The 22,425-nt window shown below is 62.5% G+C and carries 16 protein-coding genes and 1 riboswitch; of the genes, 1 reads left to right on the forward strand and 15 read right to left on the reverse strand.

The window, feature by feature from the left end; genetic code table 11:
* Window positions 1-6: 6 nt before the first annotated feature.
* The 7 genes from atzF to JTP94_RS19795 all read right to left on the reverse strand — a co-directional run bounded on the left by atzF (window position 7) and on the right by JTP94_RS19795 (window position 9,615).
* Window positions 7-1,818: an allophanate hydrolase gene (atzF, locus tag JTP94_RS19765; protein WP_204852143.1), complete on the reverse strand. Its 1,812-nt coding sequence runs from the start codon at window positions 1,816-1,818 to the stop codon at window positions 7-9.
* A complete protein-coding gene (uca, locus tag JTP94_RS19770; protein WP_204852144.1) occupies window positions 1,818-5,354 on the reverse strand; it encodes an urea carboxylase in 3,537 nt (1,178 codons plus the stop codon). Before uca ends, atzF begins: the two co-directional genes overlap by 1 nt.
* 1 nt (window position 5,355) lies before the next feature.
* The gene (locus JTP94_RS19775) at window positions 5,356-6,006 is read right to left on the reverse strand and encodes an urea amidolyase associated protein UAAP2 (RefSeq protein WP_204852145.1); all 651 of its coding nucleotides are present in this window, start codon (window positions 6,004-6,006) and stop codon (window positions 5,356-5,358) included.
* A 15-nt stretch (window positions 6,007-6,021) separates the two neighbouring features.
* Window positions 6,022-6,840 (reverse strand): urea amidolyase associated protein UAAP1, encoded by an 819-nt coding sequence (locus JTP94_RS19780; RefSeq protein ID WP_204852146.1) that lies wholly within the window; start codon window positions 6,838-6,840, stop codon window positions 6,022-6,024.
* A gap of 2 nt (window positions 6,841-6,842) precedes the next feature.
* On the reverse strand, window positions 6,843-7,664 hold the full coding sequence (locus JTP94_RS19785; RefSeq protein WP_204852147.1) for an ABC transporter ATP-binding protein: 822 nt from the start codon (window positions 7,662-7,664) through the stop codon (window positions 6,843-6,845).
* On the reverse strand, window positions 7,661-8,479 hold the full coding sequence (locus tag JTP94_RS19790; RefSeq protein ID WP_204852148.1) for an ABC transporter permease: 819 nt from the start codon (window positions 8,477-8,479) through the stop codon (window positions 7,661-7,663). Before JTP94_RS19790 ends, JTP94_RS19785 begins: the two co-directional genes overlap by 4 nt.
* 62 nt (window positions 8,480-8,541) lie before the next feature.
* Window positions 8,542-9,615 carry a putative urea ABC transporter substrate-binding protein gene (locus tag JTP94_RS19795; RefSeq protein ID WP_204852149.1) on the reverse strand — a complete coding sequence of 358 codons (1,074 nt, stop codon included), beginning with the start codon at window positions 9,613-9,615 and terminating at the stop codon, window positions 8,542-8,544.
* A 74-nt stretch (window positions 9,616-9,689) separates the two neighbouring features.
* Window positions 9,690-9,804: riboswitch (guanidine-I (ykkC/yxkD leader) on the reverse strand.
* A gap of 280 nt (window positions 9,805-10,084) precedes the next feature.
* On the opposite strand from JTP94_RS19795, the gene JTP94_RS19800 reads away from it, so the two are divergent.
* On the forward strand, window positions 10,085-11,005 hold the full coding sequence (locus JTP94_RS19800) for an alpha/beta hydrolase (RefSeq protein ID WP_204852150.1): 921 nt from the start codon (window positions 10,085-10,087) through the stop codon (window positions 11,003-11,005).
* Between the two features lies 1 nt (window position 11,006).
* On the opposite strand, the gene JTP94_RS19805 is transcribed toward JTP94_RS19800, so the two are convergent.
* From JTP94_RS19805 to JTP94_RS19840, 8 genes are all read right to left on the reverse strand, one after another.
* Window positions 11,007-13,010 carry a CocE/NonD family hydrolase gene (locus JTP94_RS19805; RefSeq protein ID WP_204852151.1) on the reverse strand — a complete coding sequence of 668 codons (2,004 nt, stop codon included), beginning with the start codon at window positions 13,008-13,010 and terminating at the stop codon, window positions 11,007-11,009.
* 64 nt (window positions 13,011-13,074) lie between these two features.
* Window positions 13,075-14,706, reverse strand: coding sequence for an ABC transporter ATP-binding protein (locus JTP94_RS19810; protein WP_204852152.1), 1,632 nt, complete (start codon window positions 14,704-14,706; stop codon window positions 13,075-13,077).
* Complete coding sequence (locus tag JTP94_RS19815) at window positions 14,699-15,526, reverse strand: ABC transporter permease (protein ID WP_204852153.1); 828 nt, start codon at window positions 15,524-15,526, stop codon at window positions 14,699-14,701. The genes JTP94_RS19810 and JTP94_RS19815 overlap by 8 nt, the downstream gene beginning before the upstream one ends.
* The gene (locus JTP94_RS19820) at window positions 15,523-16,530 is read right to left on the reverse strand and encodes an ABC transporter permease (protein ID WP_204852154.1); all 1,008 of its coding nucleotides are present in this window, start codon (window positions 16,528-16,530) and stop codon (window positions 15,523-15,525) included. Before JTP94_RS19820 ends, JTP94_RS19815 begins: the two co-directional genes overlap by 4 nt.
* A gap of 156 nt (window positions 16,531-16,686) precedes the next feature.
* On the reverse strand, window positions 16,687-18,276 hold the full coding sequence (locus tag JTP94_RS19825) for an ABC transporter substrate-binding protein (RefSeq protein WP_204852155.1): 1,590 nt from the start codon (window positions 18,274-18,276) through the stop codon (window positions 16,687-16,689).
* A gap of 129 nt (window positions 18,277-18,405) precedes the next feature.
* Window positions 18,406-19,188 carry a carnitinyl-CoA dehydratase gene (locus JTP94_RS19830; RefSeq protein ID WP_204852156.1) on the reverse strand — a complete coding sequence of 261 codons (783 nt, stop codon included), beginning with the start codon at window positions 19,186-19,188 and terminating at the stop codon, window positions 18,406-18,408.
* A 6-nt stretch (window positions 19,189-19,194) separates the two neighbouring features.
* Window positions 19,195-21,252: an acetate--CoA ligase family protein gene (locus JTP94_RS19835; protein ID WP_204852157.1), complete on the reverse strand. Its 2,058-nt coding sequence runs from the start codon at window positions 21,250-21,252 to the stop codon at window positions 19,195-19,197.
* A 4-nt stretch (window positions 21,253-21,256) separates the two neighbouring features.
* A complete protein-coding gene (locus JTP94_RS19840) occupies window positions 21,257-22,417 on the reverse strand; it encodes an acyl-CoA dehydrogenase family protein (RefSeq protein ID WP_204852158.1) in 1,161 nt (386 codons plus the stop codon).
* Window positions 22,418-22,425 lie beyond the last annotated feature (8 nt).

Below are 22,425 nucleotides of genomic sequence, written 5' to 3' on the forward strand. Positions count from 1 at the left end.
CCTCCCTCAAGAAGCTGAGTTAGCGGCGCTGATATAGCCGCGCCAGCCGCCGAATTCGGTAATATCTCGAGCGCCGGCGACGGCATGGACCTCGCAGAGAAACCCCGAGACGCTACTTCCGTCGTCGAGCGTGATCTTGCCCACGCCCAGCGGTGCCGGAATATTCTGGACGAAGCGGGCGAATGCCGCAGGCGGCAGACCCCAGACCTCGACTTCCACGCCCTTGCCGGCAAAACCCGGATCGCGCACCAATCCAGGCTTTGGCGGGACGGTGCCGGGGAGCGCAAAGAGCCGGTAGCTGCCATCCGTCCGGCAGGTTTTCAGTTTGTATCCGCCAGGTCGGGTTAGCTCCTGGTTGAGCGGCATGCCGGTCAGATGTGCGCCGACGACCACGATCGGCACGAGGTCTTCGGCAGCCGGGGCTACGCGGCTGGCATCGGGCAGCGCGGCCGTGCGGTCCTTGCCCATTCCGGCGTTCAGGGCGCGATGCATGGCGTCGGCGAAGGGAGCCAATGCTTCGTCGGTGAAGGCCGGGCCGACGAGCATCACGCCGGCAGGCAGATGGCCACCGGCGTCAAAGCCGGCGGGTATGGCGATCGCCGCGCAGTCGAGGAGGTTGGCGAAGTTGGTATAGCGGCCGAAATGGCCATTCTTGGCGATCGGATCGGCCCGCATCTCCTCGACAGTGTAGGTGGTGGGCGAGGTCGGCAGCATCAGGAAGTCCACGTTCTCCCATTCCACCTTCGTCTTTTGCCGCAAGGATTCCAGTCTGTATCGGCCTTCGAAGGCGGCGACCGCGTCATAGGCCTTTGCCCCTTCGATGATGGTCCGCACGGTCGGATCGAAATCATCGGCATTCGTCGCCAGAAAATCCTTCACGACCGCCAGCCGCTCGGCGACCCAGGGGCCGTTGTAGAGCAATTCGGCCGCCTGCCGGAAAGGCGCATAGTCGAAGGGTACGATGACGGCACCCAGCGATTTCGCCCGCTCGATGGCTGCGTCATAGAGAGCTTCGACATCCTTGTTGCCATAGAATTCGCGCTCCACGCCGTCGAGCACGCCGATGCGCGGGCGCGATGACTGCAAGGCTGCGGGTGCCGCTTGCCGCGAAAATGGATCCCGGGCGTCATAGCCTTCCATGATCTTGCGCGCGGCAATGCCGTCCCCGACCGTCGCGGCAAAGACCGTGACGACATCGACGCTGCGGCAGGCCGGCACCACGCCGACATTGGGCACAAGCCCTGGCGTCGGCTTGATGCCGACGAGATTGTTGAAGGCGGCCGGGACGCGGCCGGAGCCTGCCGTGTCGGTGCCGAGCGAAAAGCTTGCCAATCCGGCCGCAACGGCAACGGCCGAGCCGGAACTGGAGCCGCCGGAGACATAGTTGCGGTCGAATACGGAACGCGGTGCGCCATGCGGCGAGCGCGTGCCGTTGAGGCCGGTTGCGAATTGATCGAGATTGGTCTTGCCGATAACAATGGCGCCGGCGGCCTTCAGCCGCGCGACCGTGGTCGCATCCTCCTCAGGATGATAGGCGAAGGCCGGGCAGGCGGCTGTTGTCGGCAGGCCGACAACATCGATATTGTCCTTGACCGCAAAGGGAATGCCCCAGAGCGGCAGGCTGTTGGGCTCAGGCGCTCTTGCCGTCAGCTCGCGGGCTGCCGTGCGCAGATCGTCGTCCGGTGTCATCGTGATGAAGATCGCCGGATCGTCCGATGCCTTGCGCCTGGCGATGATCTCCTCCACCAGGTCGAGCGGCGACAGGCCTTCCGCATAGGCCGCTTTCAGCGAAGCGAGATCGAGAATGGTGGGAAGCATCAGATTTCCTCCAGTATGACGAGCACATCGCCAGCTCTAACGTTATGCCCCGGGCCGGCGCGCAGATCGCGGACGCGCCCGGCGGCATGTGCGGTGACGTTAATTTCCATTTTCATGGATTCGATGATGGCCAATGTATCGCCGGCGGCAACCGGCTGGCCTTCCTCGACGAGTATTTTCCAGACGTTGCCGGGTACGGCACTTTCGATGCCGAAGCAGCCGTCGGGTATGTCGCCGCCCAATCCGGGGCCGGCCCCTTCCTCGACGGTGAAGCTGTCGAGGCCGAGCTCCTTCCAGCGCTGGCGCTCCGCTTCGAAGGCGGCCTGCTGCCTGGACTTGAAAGCGCCGATGGTGGCTGCGTCGCGGACAAGCCCTGCTTCATAGGCACCGTAGGAAAATTCCGTTTCCTCGATCTTGACGGGATAGCCTCCATGCGGGAAGGCGGCGCGAGCCTCCGTCAGCTCCTCGTGACTGACGGGAAAGAAGCGGATCTGGTCGAAGAAGTTCAGCAGCCACGGCTTGCCCTGGGCGAAGACGGGCGTCTGCCGCCAGCTGTTCCAGACCTGGATGGTGCGGCCGAAAAGCTGGTAGCCGCCCGGTCCCTCCATGCCATAGATACACATATAAGCGCCGCCGATGCCGACGGCATTTTCCGGCGTCCAGGTACGGGCCGGATTGTACTTCGTCGTCACCAGCCGATGGCGCGGATCGACCGGGGTTGCCACCGGTGCGCCGAGATAGACATCGCCGAGGCCGAGCACCAGATAGCTGGCATCGAAGACGATGTCGCGCACCGCCTGCTCGTCGGGCAAGCCGTTGATACGGCGGATGAACTCGATGTTCGACGGGCACCAGGGCGCGTTCGGGCGCACGAGCTCCTGATATTTGCGCATCGCGAGCTCGGCGTCCGGATCGTTCCAGGAGAGCGGCAGATGTACGATGCGGCTCGGGACCTTGACCTGCTGCGCGGCCGGCAGGCCCGCCTCGATCTCCGCCAACAGACCGAGCAAGCGCTTTCGCGTGAGCGTGGTGCCGTCATAATGGATCTGCAACGATCGTATGCCGGGCGTCAGGTCGATGATCCCAGGCAGGCGTGCCTCGGAGACGGCCTGCATTAGCAGGTGCACCCGCAGGCGCAGCGCGATATCGAGGGTCATCGCGCCATATTCGACCAGCAGATTGTCGTCGCCCTGGCGGCGATAGACGACGGCTACCGGACCGCTCTCGCTTTGGCCGATGATTGCCGATCCCGCTTCATCGCCGATGCGCCGCACCATGGGACCGGCGACAGGATCCTGCGCGCGCGCGGCCGGACGAAAGCGGATTTTGTCGCCGGGCTTGAACTGGCCCATTTTCCACTGCTCGTCGCGTGCGATGACGGCGGGGCAGACGAAGCCGCCGAGGCTCGGGCCATCGGGCCCGAGAATGATCGGCATGTCGCCGGTAAAGTCGATAGCACCCACCGCATAGGCATTGTCATGGAGATTGGAGGGGTGAAGGCCGGCTTCGCCGCCATCGCTGCGCGCCCATTTTGGTGCGGGGCCGATCAAGCGTACGCCGGTGCGGGCGCTGTTGAAATGCACCTCGTATTCGGTCGAGAATAGCGTCTCGATATCGTCTTCCAAAAAGAAGTCGGGCGCGCCGTGAGGACCATAGAGAACGCCGACCTGCCAGTTGCGCGTTAGTAGGGCCGGTGCATCGGCCGCTTTGGCCCGGTGTCTCGGCGTGCGTGCCAGTCTTAGCACATGGCCGGTCTGGAGCGTGCCGGTCGCGTGTCCTCCAAATTTCCCGAGGCCGAAGGTCGCTCGCGAGCCGAGCATGACGGGTGCTGCAAACCCGCCCGCAACGGCGAGATAGGCTCGCTGGCCGGCACCCTCTATCGCGCCGATCGCAAGCGTCTGACCTGCCTTTATGGTGACGGCTTCGTCATGCGGCAGAGGGACGCCGTCGAGGCTCATCGGCATGCGCGCGCCTGCGAGCGCTATGGTGATGTTTGAGAAGATCTTGAGTACCGGGCCGGATACGGTGAGTTCCAGCGCCGCCGTCTCGTCGGCGTTGCCGACGAGCCTGTTGGCATGGCGGAATGAGCGCTCGTCCATGGGGCCGCTCGGCGGCACGCCCACATGCCAGAGGCCAAGGCGGCCGGGTAGCTCCTGAATGCTCGACTGCGCACCCGGCGCTACCACTTCGATGATATCGGGTACGAAGGCGAAATCCTTGAGCGCGGTCGTCGCCACATCGCCGCTTGAGAGCAGATCGGATCCCGCAATCGCTTTCAGATAGTCGAGATTGGTCTCGATGCCGGCGATGGAACTCTCGGCAAGCGCATGCTGCAGCTTCTCGATCGCGGACGGTCGGTCTTCGGCCGTGACGATAACCTTGGCGAGCATCGGGTCATAGAAGGGCGTGACTTCCGTGCCGGTCTCAATCCAGCCGTCCACGCGCGCACTTACCGGGAAGGCGACTTCCGTCAGCAGACCGGCACTCGGCCGGAAGCCGGCATGCGGCATCTCGGCGTAGATGCGCGCCTCGATCGCAGCGCCGCTTGGCTTCAGATCCTCGTTGCCTGTGATCACATCCTCACCGGCCGCCTGACGGATCATCCATTCGACAAGGTCGATGCCGTAGACCGCTTCGGTGACCGGATGTTCGACCTGCAGGCGGGTATTGACCTCGAGGAAGTAGAATTCCTCGCGCTGTGGATCGTAGATGAACTCCACCGTCCCGGCGGATTGATAGCCCGCGGAGGTGCCGAGTGCCACAGCCGCGGCATGCAGACGCTCTCGCACGGCGGGCGAAAGACCGGGGGCGGGGGTTTCCTCGATCACCTTCTGGTTCCGGCGCTGAAGCGAGCAATCACGCTCACCAAGCGCGATCACCCGGCCCTCGCCGTCGCCGAAGATCTGTACCTCGACGTGGCGGGCCTTCGAAACGAAACGTTCGAGATAGACGCGTGCGTCGCCGAAGCTTGCCTTGGCGGTGCGTTGCACACTTTCGAAGGCGGCTCTCAGACTATCGGCATCCTCACAAAGCTGCATGCCGATGCCGCCGCCGCCCGCTGTCGATTTCAGCATGACCGGGTAGCCGATCTCGATCGCGGCTGCGAGCGCCGCTTCGCTCGTCTCGACAAGATTGCTGCCGGGCAGCAGCGGCACGCCGCTTGCTCGCGCCAGCTCACGTGCCGTGTGCTTCAGGCCGAAGGCGGCAATGTTTTCCGGCGTTGGGCCGATGAAGACAATGCCTTCCGCGGCCAGCCGCTCGGCAAAGCCGATGTTTTCCGATAAGAAACCGTAGCCTGGATGGACGGCTTCGGCGCCCGTTGCCTTGCAGGCGGCGATGACGGCATCGACGTTGAGATAGCTCTCGGAGGCAGGAGCTGGGCCGAGCCTTACGGCTTCGTCGGCCATCAGCGATGCCTTGGAAAACCGGTCGGCATCGGAATAGACGACGACGGAGGCGATGCCCATGCGTTTCAATGTCCGGATGATCCGGACGGCGATTTCGCCTCGATTGGCGATCAATATCTTCTTGAACATCTCAAGCCTCACCGTCCCAGACGAGGACCCGGATCGGCGTCGGATCGAAGCCGTTGCAGGGGTTGTTGATCTGCGGGCAGTTGGAAATGACGAGCAGCACGTCCATTTCGGCTTTCAGCTCGACATAGTCGCCCGGCGCGGAAATGCCGTCGACGATCGTCATCTCGCCTGATGGTTCGATCGGCACGTTCATGAAGAAATTGATGTTGGGCACGACGTCGCGCTTGCTCATACCATGCTTGGAAACCTCCAGGACGAAGTTGTCCCGGCAGGCATGGAGATATTTCGTGCCATGGCCGAAGCGCACCGTGTTGCTCTCGCAGGAGCAGGCGCCGGCCGACGTGTCGTGGCGCCCGCAACTGTCGGCGCTCATCGTCAGCATCACCCGCCCTTCGTTGGAGACGATCCGGGTGCCTGTGGTGATATAGGCCGCGCCCTGTTCGCGCATGGTGTCCTGGCTGGAATAGCGCTCGGAGTGGTCCTCAGCGTTGTAGAACAGCGTGTCGATCGCCTGCTGGCCGTAGCTGTCTTCGATGCGCAGCGTCTGGCCCTTGCGGATCACGGTTGAGAAGGGCGCTTCGGCCGGGATGAAGTGATCCTGCGTGGCGTTATCGAGGGTGCGGCGGGATGCGGTCTGGATGAATGGGGTCATGATATCGCTCCTCGCTCAGATCGCTGCCAGCGCATTGTTTTCAAAACCGCGCACGGCTTCGGCGGTTGCCGTCCGGCAAAGGTCGTCGGCGCGCGGCTCGGTTGCTGCGATGCGGGTGACCGCTACCGGATTGGGCCGGTAGTTGGGGTTGGGGTCGAGCGGATGCGGGCAATTGGAAAGACCGACGATGATCTCCATCTCGGCGCGAAGCTCAATATAGTCGCCGTCATCTAGCAGTTCGGGCCTCCATTGGAACTTGCCGTCCTGGTCGACGCGGACGGGGGCAAAGAGCGAAAGCGCCGCTGGGATGTCGCGTCGGTCGAGCCCGGCCTTGGTCGCGAGCAGCACAAGGTTGTCGCGTGTGTTGCGGGTGCTCTCGCCATATTTCGTGAGATTCGACGCGGCCGTGGAGCCGCCCATCAGGCAATCATGGGTGCCGGAGGAATCCTCCGTCACGGAAAACATCACCCGGCCCATATCGGAGAAGATCACCCGGCCTTTCGAAAGGGCGGTGGTCCACTGCATTTTCACAGTGTCGGGTAGATTCAGCCGCTCGCTTGTGTCGGCCGCATTCCATGCGACGAGCGTCACCGTCGAGAAACCGTGCTGCTGGGCGATGCGCAGCGTCTCGCCGCGCTTGATGCGCGTCGACCAATACCAGCCGCCCGGTATGACCTCCTGATGAACGACGCAAGCTGCGTCGACAGGCGGGGCGGGAAGGGGGCTTGGCGCGGGTAACGCCTTGGGCGCGAAATCCAGTCCTTTTCTTTGGTGTTCCTCATAGCGTGCGCGATTGGCGGCGATTTCTTCCGGCGAACGTCTGACGTGCTGCATGGCTAGATGTCTCCCAGCGGTGCCAGGTCGTCCCGGCGGTGCCCCAGGGAAGCGACCGGGCCGTCCCGGTCGGGGCTGAAGATCGAGGCTGCGCCGGCGATGCGCGGCGGCCAGATGGCAATGTCCTTGGTGATGGTCGCGCCGTAGCGCTCCTTTTCTTCCGGCCGGTCGCGGCGGCGCTCGAAGGCGACGACGCGGGTGGCGAGCGTGAAGGCCTCGCGCATGTCATGGGTGACCATGACGACGGTCATCTGCGTTTCATGCCACAGCCGCTTCATCAGCGTGTGGATCTCGGCGCGGATGCCGGGATCGAGCGCGCCGAAGGGCTCGTCGAGCAGCAGCACCTTCGGCCGCATGATGAGCGCCTGGGCGAGCGCAAGGCGCTGCTGCATGCCGCCGGAAAGCTGGGCGGGATATTTGTCCTCTGCGCCCGTAAGGCCGACCTCGGCAATCAGTTGGCGAGCCTCCTCGATGGCGCTCCGGCGCGCTGCACCGAAGAGCCTTGCCTTATAGCGCGAGGCGGTGAGTTCCTTGCCGAGCAGCACATTGCCGAGCACGGTCAGATGCGGGAAAACCGAGTAGCGCTGGAAGACGACACCGCGATCTGCGCCCGGTTCCGAGGGCAGCGCCACGCCGTCAAGAAGGATATTGCCCCTGGTTGGCTGTTCCTGCCCCAGCAGCATGCGCAGGAAGGTCGACTTGCCACAGCCGGAGGGGCCGACCAGTGCGACGAAGGCGCGAGAATCCACGGTCAGCGACACGTCCTCGAGCACGATCTGGTCGCCATACTCCTTCCAGACCTTTTCGATCCTAAGCTCGCTCATGCCTGCCTCTCCAATTCCGACCAGGGGAAGACGGCGATGCGGATGCGATCGAGGAGATAGTTCATGAGCACGGCGAGCAGCGTGATCCAGACGACATAGGGAAAGATCACGTCCATCGACAGGTATCGGCGAACGAGGAAGATGCGGTAGCCGAGGCCGGCATCCGAGGAGATCGCCTCGGCTGCGATCAGGAACAGCCAGGCCGGGCCGAGCTGCAGCTTGAGGCAGGTGATCAGCCGCGGCAGGATCTGCGGCAGCACGACGCGAAGGGCGATCTGCCAGGAAGAGCCGCCCAGCGTTTCGGCCTTGACGATCTGCTCGCGCGGCAATTCCAGCGCCTTCAATGCCAGGTCTCGCACCATCGTCGGCGTCACGCCGATGACGATCAGCGCGATCTTGGATGTCTCGCCCAGGCCCATGACGATGAAGAGGATCGGCAGCAGCGCCAGGGGCGGCACCATCGATATGACAGCGACGAAAGGCGAGAGCAGCGCTCTCAGATAAGGCAACATGCCGATGAGCATGCCCAAGCAAAGCGCGATCGCGGTGGATATGCTGAGACCGGATAGAAGCCGAATGAGACTTGCCCCGGTATCCGACCACAGCAGATAGTCTCCCGTGCGCGGGTCGGCGATGAAGGCCATGCGGTCGATGGCGTCGGCAAAGCCGGCAAGATTGGGAAGCAGCTTGTCGTTGGCGTTTTCGGCAAGCCGCGCGGCCGAGCCGATGGCATAGGCGACGATCAGCAGCGCAAAGGGCAGCAGCGTCAAGGCAAGCTGCGCGCCCGGGCTCGGCCTGGTGTTGATCCAACGCATGGACAATGCTCCGCGAATGAAGAAACGGGGCGGCGCCATCGCGCCGCCGATGGGTCTTTCGCTCAGAGCGAGGCGTCGGCGGCTGCCTTCATGTAGCTTTCGGTGAAGCGCAGCTTGACGTTTTTACTATCGCCAAGAACCTTGCCATCGGGCATTTCGATGCCGATGACATCGGCGGAAGCAGCGCCATTGCCAAGCAAGCCCTTCTGGAACAAGAAGTTGCGGACGAGATCCATCGTCTTCGGCAGGCTCGGCGATGCGGTGAAGGCGACGGCGTCGGCCGGCTTGTCGAAGAGCTTGGTGGCTGCAAGCTGGGCCTCGAAGCCCTTGATATCCGTGCCCGAGGCCGCGCCCATCGCCTCGCGGGCTGCCTTGCCCTCCGCCGTGTCGGCCTTCATCAGCGCCGCCGTTTCATACCAGATGCCGGCGAGAGCCTTGCCGAAATTCGGGTTGTCCTTGAGCACGTTGCTGTTGGCGACCATCAGGTCGATGATCTCGCCCGGCACCTGCGAACTGTCGAACACCTTCTTGGCGGTGGGATCCTCGAGAATGGTGGAGACCAGCGGATTCCAGGTCACGACGGCAGAGACATCAGGCGTCTTGTAAGCCGCGACCATGTCGGCATCCGAGGTGTTGACCACCTTCACGTCGCGTTCGGTCAGCTTGATGCTCTCGAGCGCGCGGGCGAGCAGGTAGTGGGAGACCGAATATTGGACGAGATTGATGTTCTGGCCCTTGATATCGGCAAGGCTTGTCTTGTCCTTGAGGATGACGGCGTCATTGCCGTTGGAGAAGTCGCCGACGATGACGGCGGTTGTGTCGACGCCACCCGCCGCCGGGATCGAAAGGCCGTCCATGTTGGTGAGCGTCACGGCATCGAAGGCGCCTGCCGTGTACTGGTTCATCGACTCGACATAGTCGTTGAACTGTGTGACCTCGATATTGATGCCGTATTTGTCGGCCCATTTCTTGACGATGCCGTGGTCGGCGGCATAGCCCCAGGGCATCCAGCCGACATAGATCGACCAGGCGACCTTGAAGCTGGTCTTGGGTGCGGCGCTGGCGGCGGAGCCAAGCCCGAGAGCCAGCGATACCGAAAGAGCGGTTACGGAAAGGATCTTCGAAAAAGTCTGCATAGAAATTCCCCTTTTGCTTTTCGTCAAAAGGGATCGGCAATGACCATCGCGCCGCCAATCCCTTGGCTTACGAGGTCTCCCGGGCTTTTATCCCGCCGTGCATCCGGTGGGATTTCTCTCCCGACCGGTGGCGGCTCTCGGACCAGTCACGCTCCCTATAGGAGCGCCGGAACCCTAGCCACCAACTCGAGAATGATAACGCAAGCGGCGTGCCAAATTACAACTCATTGATTTTATTTGGTGATGTGGCTGAGCGGCAATTTCTGAAATCAATAGTGCATGCACTTGCGCGAAAAATGTGCAGTTTCTGGCGAATCTTCCGGCAATGTGCCGCTGTCGGTATTGGCCGCTGCTCGTTGAGCAACCCGACCTCATGTCGTCGTTGTGGCGGCTTTGGCCGTAAGAGGATAAGTGGCCTGCGGTGGGATTGTGCTATTGCTCGACAATCCCAACGGAACGAGGATTTCAGATGGATTCTCCGCAGCGCCCCATGCCGACCGAGGCGGGTATCTTGCAGTTCATGGAGATCTGCGATTCCTTTTATCCACCGGACGCGGTGACGGCTTCCATCGGACAGCAACGCCAATGGTATGACGCGCTGTGCGCTCGCTTCGACCGACCATTGCCTGATGGCATGCGCATGCGCGATGAGCTTGTGTCGGGAACGATTCCGGTCAGGCGCTATCATCCTGCTGACATCCGCACCGCAACCTGGCTGCTCTATCTTCACGGCGGCGGCTTCGTCGTCGGCTCGCTCGAAAGCCACCACGCAATTTGCGCCGAGATTGCCGACTATGTCGGAGCAGAGCTTATCTCTGTCGACTATCGTCTTGCCCCGGAGCATCGCTGGCCGGCGCAGACGGATGATTGTTTCACCGTTCTCGGGCAATTGCTTGCCGAGGGAAAGACCGTCGTGCTGATCGGTGACAGCGCCGGTGGCAATCTGGCGGCTGGATTGGCCGTCCGCGCGAAGGCCGAGGGTCTTTCGGGGATTGCAGGCCAGATTCTCATCTATCCCGCGCTCGGCGGCGATCTCGTCTCCGGTTCCTATCAGGAGATGGCGGATGCGCCGGGGCTGACGACCGCCGATGTCGGCTACTACCGCAGAGTCTTGCGGGCTCCGACAGGCAACCCCGTTGCCGAGCCGCTTGCCTCGCAATCGGTCGCAGGCCTTCCGCCCGCCTTCATCACGGTGGCGCATTTCGATCCGCTGCGCGACGACGGTCGCAACTATGCGGCAAGGCTGGCGCAGGCGGGCGTCGAGGTCTGGTTCCGCGAGGAACCGCAGATGGTGCATGCCTGGCTGCGGGCGAGACATATGAGCGACGGCGCACGTGCCGGCTTTGCCGCCATATGCGCTGCGGCGAGCCGGTTCGCGGGCTCCCGCTGATTTACATCAGGTCGCGCGGGATACGGGTCTCTTCGAATACCTTCCTGAAAACCTGCGTCTCGCCTTCATAGGCGGTGACGGAGGCGCTGATGATCCAGTCCGTTGCAGTGCAGGATATCGCCGATGTCGCAACCGTCCGAACAAACCAGTCAGGGCGTTGCATGTCGCATGTCCAGGTCGAAATACCCTTCATCGACAGCGGATCGTCCGGTGCGATCGACCATACTTCTTCACGCAGCTGGCGCGTGGAAAGACCTGTACCGGGATGTTCAAAAAGTCCAGTATCCTCATGAATTTCATAGTGAGTTTGACCCGCCGAAAGGTCGCGCACCACCTGCCGTTTCGTCGAGGCTGGCGCATGCTCGATGTATTTCGGCAGCGGATCCGGATTATCGGGCTGCTTCAAGTCGATGACGTCATGCGCCCCCAGCTTTGGCAGGCCGAGGCCGACAGAGGCTAGGTCGATCGTCAGGCCCGGATCTTCCGGCGGCGGCAAGACCATCGGCCAGTAGGCCGTCGACAGGGACAGGCGAATGCGATGACCCTTGCGGAAGCGGTAGCCGCAGGTATCGAGCGTCAGCGTGACCCTGGTCCGTTCGCCCTTGCTCAGCGGCTCGGGCTCGGCATTGCTGTTGCGATGGGCGAGATTGAGCACGCCAAAGGAGACGCGCGTCGCCGTGCCGTCCGGATGGATGTCGACAAGTCTTGCGCAGAGATTTGCCGTTTCCGCGTCGCATCGAAGCGTCAATGCAAGCACCGGGCGTCCCAGATAATCGTGATCCTCTGCAAGCGGCGGCGTCTGGAAGGTGAGGGAGCCGGCATCGTCGAGGCGCTGATCGATCGCCATTTCCACATCTGATTTCAAGGTGAACCACTCGCCCGAGGCCGTGCCCGTATCGAGCGGCGAGCGCAGATAGATGGGATGTTCCGGCGCATGCGGGATCGGCATGCCTTCCATCAGCGTGCCGAACTGCTCGACATAGAAGCACTGCATATCAGGCTTTTGCCATTCCGGCTTAGCGATCCAGAATCCAGGGTCGAAATCGCGGCGTGTTGCGGGTTTTATGGCGTCGAGAATATAAGCGCGCACTGGCGGTATGCTTTCTGCTCCATTCTGGTCGCCACGCAGCCAGCGGCTCCACCAGACGATCGCCTCGCCGTGAAAGTCGGTCCGCGGCTTCGGCCAGGCGAAATGCGGATATTTGTGGACCCAGGGGCCGATCAGCGCCTTTGCTGTGTCGCCGAGTCCCTCGACGGCCATCAGCGGTGTATTGCGATAGCCATCCGCCCAGCCGGCGATGACGAGAGCGGGAATATCGAACTCCGCGAAATTCTCGCAAATGGAGCCATGCCGCCAGAAGTCGTCACGGCGTTGATGCTGAAGCCATTCCTCCATGAAGAAGGGCTCTTGTTCCAGCCGCTCTAACCACATCTCCCGCCAGCGATCGCCGACGATGGCCGGATCGGGCGAGCGTGATTGATAGCCGAGCATGGTCGCCGCCCAGGAGAGTTGGGCGGAGAGGTGGCAGCCATTCTTGTAATGGATGTCGTCGTTGTAGCGGTCGACGGTGGAGGCGATCGATATGACAGCCTTCAGCGACGGCGGCTTCAAGGCGGCGACCTGCAGGCAGTTGAAGCCGCCCCAGGAAATGCCCATCATGCCGACCGAGCCGTTGGACCAGGGTTGCGCCGCGATCCAGGCGATCAGTTCGCAGCCATTGGCAAGCTCGAGCTCTGTATATTCGCCATCGATGATGCCGTCGGATTCGCCGGAGCCTCTTATATCGACACGCACGCCGGCGATGCCGGCAGCGGCAAAGACCGGGTAGGTCGATTCATCCCGAGGGCTCGTTCCGTCCTGTTTGCGATAGGGCAGGAATTCGAAGACGGCGGGAACGGGATCGCTGTCTGCGCCATCGGGCATCCAGATGCGCGCCGCCAGGCGCGTGCCGTCCTTGAGGGTGATCCAGTGATTTTCGATGGTGGTGAAGCTGCGGTCGGTCATGCGTTCCATTCCGGGTATTGCAGGCAGGATTAAGATTGAGTGGAGGCCTTGAGATGTCGAGTCTTCAGTTTCCGGCGCTCTCCATCCTGCGGGTTGTCAGCACGCGCTCGAGCCAGCCGATTTCCATTTCGGGCACGGATTTCAGAAGCAGGTCCGTGTAGTCGTCGAAAGGCGGCGACAGCGCCTGTGATTTCGGCCCGAAGCGAACGAGCTTGCCGCGATGCATGACGGCGACGCTGTCGGCGATGGCGCGCACGATGGCGATATCATGCGTGATGAAGATGTAGGAGAGCTGGGCTTCCTCCTGCAGTCTCAGGAGCAGTTTCAGAATGCCTTCGGCAACGAGTGGATCGAGCGCCGAGGTCGGCTCGTCGCAAAGGATGAGCTCCGGCTTGGCGGCAAGCGCACGCGCGATTGCGACGCGCTGCTTCTGGCCGCCGGAAAGCTCGGCCGGATAACGGTCGACGAAACCGGTGCCCATCTCAATCTGATCGAGCAGTTCCTTCACGCGCGCCGTCTTCGCCGCGCCGTGCAGACCGTCATAAAAGGTCAGCGGGCGGCCGATGATGTCGCGCACGGTCTGGCGGGGGTTCATGGCGGTGTCGGCCATCTGGTAGATCAGCTGTATCCGCCGCAATTCCTCGCGCGAGCGGTTCTTCAAGGCCGGCGTCAGCGGTTTGCCGTCGAAGGAAATCCGCCCGTCGCTCGGCGGCAGCAGGCCGGTGATGACGCGGGCAAGCGTCGATTTGCCGGATCCGGATTCACCGACAACCGCCAGTGTCTGACCTTTTGGTACATGTAGAGAAACATCGTGCAATACCTTGAAACCGTTTGAATATTGCGCGTTGATATTCTCGATTTTCAGAAGCGCTCCCGATTGATCGGCGGTTTCCTCTCTCGCCGCCTGGCGGACATTGACGAGTGCGCGGGTGTAATCCTGTCGCGGCGCCTCGATGATCTGCTGCACGCTGCCGTACTCCACTTGTCTGCCGTATCGCAGCACCATGATGTCGTCGGAGATCTGGGCGACGACGGCAAGGTCGTGGGTGATATAGAGTGCCGCCGTATGCGTTTCCTCGATGGCATGCTTGATGGCCGCCAGCACGTCGATCTGCGTCGTCACGTCGAGCGCGGTTGTGGGTTCGTCGAAGACGATCAGTTCGGGGTTGGAGCAGAGCGCCATGGCCGTCATGGCGCGCTGAAGCTGGCCGCCGGAGACCTGATGCGGATAACGCTCGCCGAATGTTTCCGGATTGGGCAGGCCGAGCACACGGAAGAGATAAAGCGCACGCTTCCTGGCCTCGTCCTTCGTCATCAGCCGGTGCTTGACGGAGGCTTCGATCACCTGATCGCCCAGCCTGTGCGCCGGATTGAAGGCGGCTGCTGCCGACTGCGCGACATAGCAGACGCGGGCACCGCGGATCTTGCGGATGCCGGATTTGCCGAGCGGCAGGATGTCGACGCCGTCGAGCAGCACCTGGCCGCCGGTGATCTCGGCGCCGCCGCGGCCATAGGCCAGCGCGGAGAGACCGATGGTGGACTTGCCGGCGCCGGATTCGCCGATCAGCCCGAGCACCTTGCCCTTCTTGAGATCGAAGGACACGCCGTCGACGATGGTGACGCGTTTCGGCGGCTCGCCCGGCGGATAGCTGGTGGCCTCGATCTTGAGATCGCGAACGGAAAGAAGCTCAGGCATCGCCACGCCCTCCCTTGAGGCTGGAGGTGCGCTTCAAGAGCCAGTCGACCACCAGATTGACACAGACTGCGAGCGCCGCGATCGCGGAGCCCGGTACGAGAGCGGCGGAGATGCCGAAGATGATGCCGTCCTTATTGTCCTTGACCATGCCGCCCCAGTCGGCGGCCGGCGGCTGGATGCCGAGGCCGAGGAAGGACAGGGTGGAGAGGAACAGGATCGAGAAGGCAAAGCGCAGGCCGAATTCCGCCAGCAGCGGCGAAAGGGTGTTCGGCAGGATCTCGTGGAAGATGATCCAGATCCTGCCTTCGCCGCGCAGCTTGGCGGCCTCGACGAATTCCATGACTGCGACATCGAGCGCCACGGCACGGCCGAGGCGGTAGACGCGGGTGGAATCGAGGATGGCCATGACCAGGATCAGCACGATCAGGTTCTGCGGCAGCACCGCCAGCACCACAAGCGCGAAGATCAGCGTCGGGATCGACATCATCAGGTCGTTGAAGCGTGAGAAGATCGTGTCGATCAGCCCGCGCGAAACGGCGGCGGTAAAGCTCAGGATGATGCCGAGCGAGAAGGAGATGATCGTCGCTGTCAGCGCGACGAACAGCGTCGTGCGAGTGCCATAGATCAGACGCGACAGGATATCGCGGCCGAGATTGTCGAGGCCGAAGAAATAGTTGGCGTCGGCCGGTGCCCAGACGTCGCCGACGACCTGGGTCTCGCCGTAGGGCGCAATCCAAGGGGCGAAGACGGCGCAGATGAACGCGAGCAGGATGCCGAGAATACCGATCCATGCGGTGATGGGGATCTCTCTCAATCTCATCGTGGATGCCTCAGACGTGGGTTGGCGACGATCGCCAGAATATCGGCGGTCATGTTGAGGAAGATGTAGACGGCGGCAAAGATCAACCCGCAGGCCTGGACAACAGGCATATCGCGCACGGTGACTGCATCGACCATGTACTGGCCCATGCCGGGATAGACGAAGACCACTTCGACAACCACGACACCGACGATGAGATAGGCAAGGTTCAGAGCTATGACGTTGATGATCGGGGCCAGCGCATTGGGTGCCGCGTGCTTGACGATGGCGCGGAAGGCGGACAGCCCCTTGAGCTCAGCCGTTTCCATGTAGGCCGACGACATGACCGAGAGGATGGCGGCACGGGTCATGCGCATCATGTGGGCGAGCACGACCAGCACCAGGGTCGCGGTCGGCAGGGCGATCGCCTGCAACCGGTCCATGAGGCCCATGCCTTCATAGACGGTGGCGGGAAAGGTCGCCACGCCGAACTTGACGGCGAAGAACAGGATAAGGAGGTAGCCGATGAAGAATTCCGGCAAGGAGATCGCCGCCAGCGAAACGACATTGATGATCTTGTCGGGCATGCGGTTCCTGAAATGCACCGCCAGCATGCCGAGGCCGACTGCGAGCGGCACGGAGATCAGCGCGGCGAAACCGGCCAGAAACAGTGAATTGCCGAGCCGCTTGCCGATCTGTTCGCTCACGGAATTCTTGCTGGCCCAGGATGTACCGAAGTCGCCCTGCACGGCGTTGCCGAGCCATTCCACATAGCGGGTGACGACCGGCCGGTTGAGGCCGAGATCGGCGCGGATGTTGGCAACCGCCTGTGGCGTTGCCGACTGGCCGAGATAGGTGGTCGCGAAATCGCCCGGCAGGGCTTCGAGGCCGCCGAAGATCAGAATGGACACCGCAAACAGCAGGACGATGCTGAGCAGGCAGCGCTCGATAATCAGGGACAGCAGCGGAAAACGCTGCTTGAGCCGCAGCCCGGGCAAAACGGTTCCGGGGGGTGGATTGGACATGGCCGATGCCTCGCGCTCTTGTTGTTTTACGCAATTCCTGACGGAAAACCGCTGCGCACTTTTCCTGGAGTTGCTCTAAACGTCGGGAGGACCGCGAAGAGTTTCCGCGGTCCAGGCTTCGTCAGAGATGAGGGCGTTGCCGCCCCGCTTCGGGCATCAGGCGTCCAGCCAGACGCGGGTCGCGACGTAGCCGTTCGACATGTCGTTGCCGATATCGTGGACGTAGCCCTTCACCTTCTTGGTGGAGGCGTTCACGAAGTCGTTGAACATCGGCAGGATCACACCGCCTTCGTCGCGCACCATCATCGCCATGGCACGGTAAAGCTCCTTGCGCTTGGCTTCGTCCAGTTCGGAGCGGGCCTGAAGCAGAAGCTTGTCGAAGTCGGGGCGCTTGAAGCGGGTATCGTTCCAGTCGGCCGTCGAGAGATAGGCGGTGGAATACATCTGGTCCTGCGTCGGACGTCCGCCCCAATAGGACGTGGAGAAGGGCTGGACGTTCCAGACGTTGGTCCAGTAGCCATCGCCCGGCTCGCGCTTGACCTCGATCTCGATCCCCGCCTTCTTGCAGCTTTCCTGATAGAGGACGGCTGCATCGACGGCGCCCGGGAAAGCGACTTCGGAGGTGCGCAGTAGCACCGAGCCGCTGTGGCCGGACTTCTTGTAATGGAAGGAGGCCTTGTCTGGGTCGTATGTGCGCTGCTCGATGCCTTCGGGGAACAGGGCATAGGTGTTGTTGATCGGGAAATCGTTGCCGACCTTGCCGTAGCCGCCGAGGATCTTCTTGACCATGGTTTCGCGATCCATGGCGTATTTGAGCGCGAGACGCAGGTCGTTGTTGTCGAACGGCGCCGTGGTGCAATGCATGATGAAGACGTAGTGGCCGCGGCCAGCCGTCGCCAGGATCTCGACATTCGGTGCGCGCTTCAACAGGTCAACCGTCTTCGGGTCGACGCGGTTGATGTAATGCACCTGGCCGGAGGAGAGGGCGGCGATGCGTGCGGTCGCATCGTTCATGCCGATGATCTCGATTGAATCGACATAGCCGCGGTCGGTGCGCCAGTCGTCCTTGTTGCGCTCGAACGTGGCGCGCACGCCGGGTTCGAAGCTGACCATCTTGTAGGGCCCGGTGCCGATCGAGGCGAGGGGATCGTCATAGCCGCCATTCGGCTGGATGACGAGATGGTAGTCGGTCAGCAGCAACGGCATGTCGGCGTTGCCTTCCGTCAGCGTCAGCACCAGGTTGCCGCCGTCGGCCTTAATCTCCTTGATCGATTTCATGACGCCGAGCGCGCCCGACTCCGACTTCGCATCGGTGTGGCGCTTGAGGGTGGCGACGACGTCGTCGATCGTCAGATCCTTGCCGTTGTGGAACTTCACGCCCTTGCGGATCTTGAAGGTCCAGGTAGCGGCATCCTTCGACGGCTCCCAGGATTCGGCGAGGGACGGAACGGCGGCGCCGGTCAGCGGGTGGGATTCCACCAGCATGTCGCCCCAGCAACGGCCGACGCAGAACATGACTTGAGACAGGAATTTCGCCGGGTCCTTGGAGTCAGTCGCAGCTCCGCCTTCGAGGCCGAGTTTCAGATGCCCGCCGCGCTTCGGCTCGGCCGCCATCGCGCTTTCGGTAAAGAGCTGGTCGGCGAGTGCCAAGGTTATGCCGGCTGCCATTGCACGTCCCATGAATTCGCGGCGGCTGAGCCCGCCCGAAGTCACGCGGCTTGCCAGATATTTCGTATAGTCGTTCATTCCCCTGTTCCTTCTTTTTGCCGTGTTGACAGAATTCCCGAGCAAGTTGCTTCACGTCACGGTTTCCTCTTCCGCGTGAAGCCTGTTGCCCGCGATCATGCGGGAAAATGCTGCGGTTGCTGCCGCCCTTCACTTTCCTTTCCAGATTGGGGCTCGCTTCTCCGCGAAAGCCCTTGCGCCTTCCAATTGATCCTCGCTCGAATAGAGGGCGTCGACGGTCGCAAACTGCCGTTTGGTGATCTTGTTCATGGCAGTTTGAAACGTCGTTCCCTCCGCTTCCCGGACGATTTCTTTTATGGCCGCATAGACGAGCGGCGGGCCGCTAGCGAGGAGGCGGGCAAGTTCCCATGCCCTGTCCATCAGCTTGTCGGCCAAAACGATCTCGTTGACGAAACCCCAGCGATGCGCCTCCTCAACATTGAGCCAGCGGCCAGTCAAAAGCATATCCATGGCGATATGATAGGGGATGCGTTTCGGCAATTTGATCGATGCCGCATCGGCGACCGTTCCGGAACGGATTTCCGGCAGCGCGAAGGCCGCATGCGCGGCGGCGATGATCAGATCGGCCGAAAGCGCTATCTCCAGCCCGCCGCCGCAACAGATACCATTGACGGCACAGATGACCGGCTTGTTGAGATCGCGCAGCTCCTGCAGGCCTCCAAAGCCGCCAACGCCATAGTCTCCGTCGACAGCGTCACCATCAGCCGCAGCCTTCAGATCCCAGCCTGCGGAGAAGAACTTTTCGCCGGCGCCCGAAACGATGGCGACGCGCAGCCCCGGATTGTCGCGGAAGTCGCGGAAGATCAGTCCCATGGTACGGCTGGTCGCCAGATCGATGGCATTCGCCTTCGGCCTGTCGATAATGACCTCGAGGATACCGTTGTCGCATCGGGTGCGAATGGGGTCTTGCAACTTCTGCTACCTCCTTCGCCGGATGAGGGCATCCGCGGCAATGACGCCGCGTGATTCACCCAAGACCATCAAGGGATTAATGTCCAGTTCTTCGAGCAGCGCGGCGTTCTTTACGACATATTCTGCCGCTGATACGACGGCGTCGGCAACGATTTCGAGACTGCTCCCAACGCTGCCACGATAGCCTTCGATGAGCTTGCGGACCTTTAGTCGCGAAATCCTCTCCAAAACTTCCGCTTTCGTCACCGGAAGCGGCAAGACGACGGAATCTTCAAGCAATTCCACGAGGATTCCGCCTGCACCGACCGTCAGCGTCAGGCCGACGACGGGATCGCGGACTGCTCCGACGATGAGCTCGGCGACAGGGCGTTCGATCATCCGCTCGACCAGATATCCGCAGGCGATGTGGGCAATGCCTTCGGCCGCATCTCTGACCGCATTCTTATCCCATAGGTTGAGTTTGACGGCGCCGGCTTCAGACTTGTGCTCGACGCCGAGCGCCTTGAGTGCGACTGGGAAGCCAATTTGCTGCGCAGATTCGGCTGCCTCATTTGCGGTGGCGGCCGTTTTCCCGAGCGGAATCGTAAGGCCGGCAGCGGCAAGCTCCGCCTTGGCCACAGCTTCGCTCAAGGTCTCGATCTCGCCTGCGTCTGCGGGCTGGTCCAGCAACGGTAATGGCCGCGGCTTCTTCCAAACTCTGGCGATCCCGCTCGCGACATCGGCGGCAGCCAGCGCTTCGCTGATGCCGCAAAGCGGCACGATACCGGCCTCGAAGAGCTGCTTGGCGATCGGTTCCGGCAGATTTTCCGGCAGAGTCGCGAGGATGCCGGCTCGGGCGCCGGTACGCTTGGCGGCAGCCGCGACAGCCGAGACCGTCGTCATCCAGTCCGCGCCGTCGCAGCGATCTTCCCGGGGAAAATCGAGCACGACCAGATTGAGGGCATAACTGCCTTCGAACATGGCGGTGAAGGCGTCCGTCTGGCGGGAGAGATCGCCCCAGACGAAGGTGTGATAATCGAGCGGGTTCGAGAGTGTCACCATCTCGCCGAGGCTTGCGCGCAAGGCCGGCAGTTGCTCGGCCTTCAAGGCGCGAAATTCCACGTTCCGGCCGACGGCCTCATCCGCCATTAGCGACGCTTCGCCGCCCGAACAGCTCATCGATGAGATCGCATTGCTTTCGAGCGGGCCGGCGACATGCAGCAGCTTCAGCGTTTCGATAAGCTCCGGCAATGTCGCTACACGACCGATGCCGAGTCGATCGAGAACGGCCTCTGCAACGGCATCGCTGCCTGCAAGCGAGGCCGTATGCGAGATCGCGGCGCGCTGAGCCTGTTCGGATTTGCCGACTTTCAGGGCGACTACCGGTTTTTTCAGTTCGCGAGCGCGGGCGGCGAGCGCCTGGAGAGATTGGATGTTTCCGAAACCTTCGATATGCAGGCCGACTGCTGTCACGCGCGGGTCGTCGAGAACGGCATGGGCAAGATCCGATAGCCCGATCTGCGCCTGGTTGCCCGCTGTCATCAGGTAGCTGATGGGCAAGCCGCGCCGCTGCATGCTGAGATTGATGGCGATGTTCGAGGATTGGGTGAGGATCGCGACGCCGCGCTCGCTGCGCTCGATGCCGTGCTGGTCGGGCCAGAGCAGGGCGCCGTCGAGGCCGTTGATCATGCCGTAGCAGTTGGGACCGACGATCGGCATATCGCCTGCCGCCTCGACGAGGGCCCGCTGCAGCTCCGCTCCGTCGGCCAGCTCCGCAACCGCCTCGCTGAAGCCGGAGGCGTAACAGACCGCGCCGCCTGCACCTCGTGCCGAGAGGGCTCGCACGATCTCGACGGTCAGCGTCCTGTTGACACCGACAAAGGCGGCATCCGGCGGAGCCGGCAGCTCGGCCACCGACCGATAGCAACGGCGTCCGAGCACGGTTTCCAACGTCGGATGCACCGGCCAGATCTCGCCGGCAAATCCCATGAGGTCGCATTGCTCGATGACCCGCCGCGCCTCGCGACCGCCGAAGACGGCGATCGTTCTGGGTCTGATGAGGCGATCGAGCGGGCGTGGGGTCATGTCGTCATGCTCCGAACGGCCGAAGCAGGTCGCGGCTGATGATGTGCCGCTGGATTTCCGAGGTGCCGTCCCAAATGCGCTCGACGCGCGCGTCACGCCAGAAGCGGGCAAGCGGCAGGTCGTCCATCAGCCCCATGCCGCCGAAGATCTGGATCGCTTCGTCGGTAACGCGCGCCAGCATTTCGGAAGCATAGAGCTTCGCCGAGGCGATCTCGCGATTGGCCGGGATGCCGGCATCGAGCTTCCAGGCGGCGGACAGCGTCAAGAGGTCGGCGGCGTCGATCTCGGTGATCATGTCGGCGAGCTTGAACGATACGCCCTGATTGGCGCCGATCGGGCGGCCGAACTGCTTACGCTCAGCCGCGTAGGGCAGGGCCAGATCGAAGACACGGCGCGCGCGGCCAACACAAGTGGCCGCAACCGTCAGCCGCGTTCCGTAGAGCCATTGATTGGCGAGATCGAAACCGCGATGCACCTCGCCGAGCACCTGCGATCTCGGCAGGCGGCAGTCGGTGAAGTTCAAAATCGCATTGTGGTAGCCGCGATGCGAGACCGAGTCATAACCCTTGACGATATCAAAGCCCGGCGTGCCGCGATCGACCAGAAAGGCCGTGATCTTCTTCTTGACGCCTTTCGACGTCTCTTCCTCGCCGGTGGCGGCAAAGACGATGACGAAATCGGCGACATCGGCATGGGAGATGAAATGCTTGGTGCCGTTGAGGATAAAATCATCGCCGTCCTGCCGCGCCGCGCATTTCATGCCGCGCATGTCGGAGCCGGCGTCCGGTTCGGTGATGGCGAGAGCGTCGATCCGTTCGCCACGCACCGCCGGCAGGAGATAACGCTCGCGCTGCTCGCCCTCGCAGGCCATCAGGATGCCGGAGGGGCGGCCGAAGAAAACGGTGAGCGCCATCGAGCCACGGCCAAGCTCGCGTTCGACAAGCGTGAAGGTCAGATGATCGAGGCCGGCGCCGCCGATCTCCTCGGGAAAGCCGCAGGCATAGAAGCCGAGCTCGATGCATTTGCGCTTGATATCCTCAGCAATATCCGGCGGCACCATGCCGGTGCGCTCGACCTCGTTCTCGTGCGGATAGATCTCCGTCTCCACGAAGTCCCGGACCGTCTTGACGATCATTTCCTGTTCTTCGCTGAGCCCAAAATTCACGATCGTTT

Source organism: Martinezella lusitana, from assembly GCF_016901135.1.
In the GTDB taxonomy this organism is placed as follows: domain Bacteria; phylum Pseudomonadota; class Alphaproteobacteria; order Rhizobiales; family Rhizobiaceae; genus Rhizobium; species Rhizobium lusitanum_D.

Coding starts and splice junctions, on each gene's coding strand:
- JTP94_RS19815 (WP_204852153.1), bottom strand. CDS start 15,526: ATGAGATTGAGAGAGATCCCCATCACCGCATGGATCGGTATTCTCGGC.
- JTP94_RS19805 (WP_204852151.1), bottom strand. CDS start 13,010: ATGACCGACCGCAGCTTCACCACCATCGAAAATCACTGGATCACCCTC.
- JTP94_RS19780 (WP_204852146.1), bottom strand. CDS start 6,840: ATGCAGCACGTCAGACGTTCGCCGGAAGAAATCGCCGCCAATCGCGCA.
- JTP94_RS19825 (WP_204852155.1), bottom strand. CDS start 18,276: ATGAACGACTATACGAAATATCTGGCAAGCCGCGTGACTTCGGGCGGG.
- JTP94_RS19820 (WP_204852154.1), bottom strand. CDS start 16,530: ATGTCCAATCCACCCCCCGGAACCGTTTTGCCCGGGCTGCGGCTCAAG.
- JTP94_RS19785 (WP_204852147.1), bottom strand. CDS start 7,664: ATGAGCGAGCTTAGGATCGAAAAGGTCTGGAAGGAGTATGGCGACCAG.
- uca (WP_204852144.1), bottom strand. CDS start 5,354: ATGTTCAAGAAGATATTGATCGCCAATCGAGGCGAAATCGCCGTCCGG.
- JTP94_RS19835 (WP_204852157.1), bottom strand. CDS start 21,252: ATGACCCCACGCCCGCTCGATCGCCTCATCAGACCCAGAACGATCGCC.
- JTP94_RS19795 (WP_204852149.1), bottom strand. CDS start 9,615: ATGCAGACTTTTTCGAAGATCCTTTCCGTAACCGCTCTTTCGGTATCG.
- JTP94_RS19800 (WP_204852150.1), top strand. CDS start 10,085: ATGGATTCTCCGCAGCGCCCCATGCCGACCGAGGCGGGTATCTTGCAG.
- atzF (WP_204852143.1), bottom strand. CDS start 1,818: ATGCTTCCCACCATTCTCGATCTCGCTTCGCTGAAAGCGGCCTATGCG.
- JTP94_RS19775 (WP_204852145.1), bottom strand. CDS start 6,006: ATGACCCCATTCATCCAGACCGCATCCCGCCGCACCCTCGATAACGCC.
- JTP94_RS19810 (WP_204852152.1), bottom strand. CDS start 14,706: ATGCCTGAGCTTCTTTCCGTTCGCGATCTCAAGATCGAGGCCACCAGC.
- JTP94_RS19790 (WP_204852148.1), bottom strand. CDS start 8,479: ATGCGTTGGATCAACACCAGGCCGAGCCCGGGCGCGCAGCTTGCCTTG.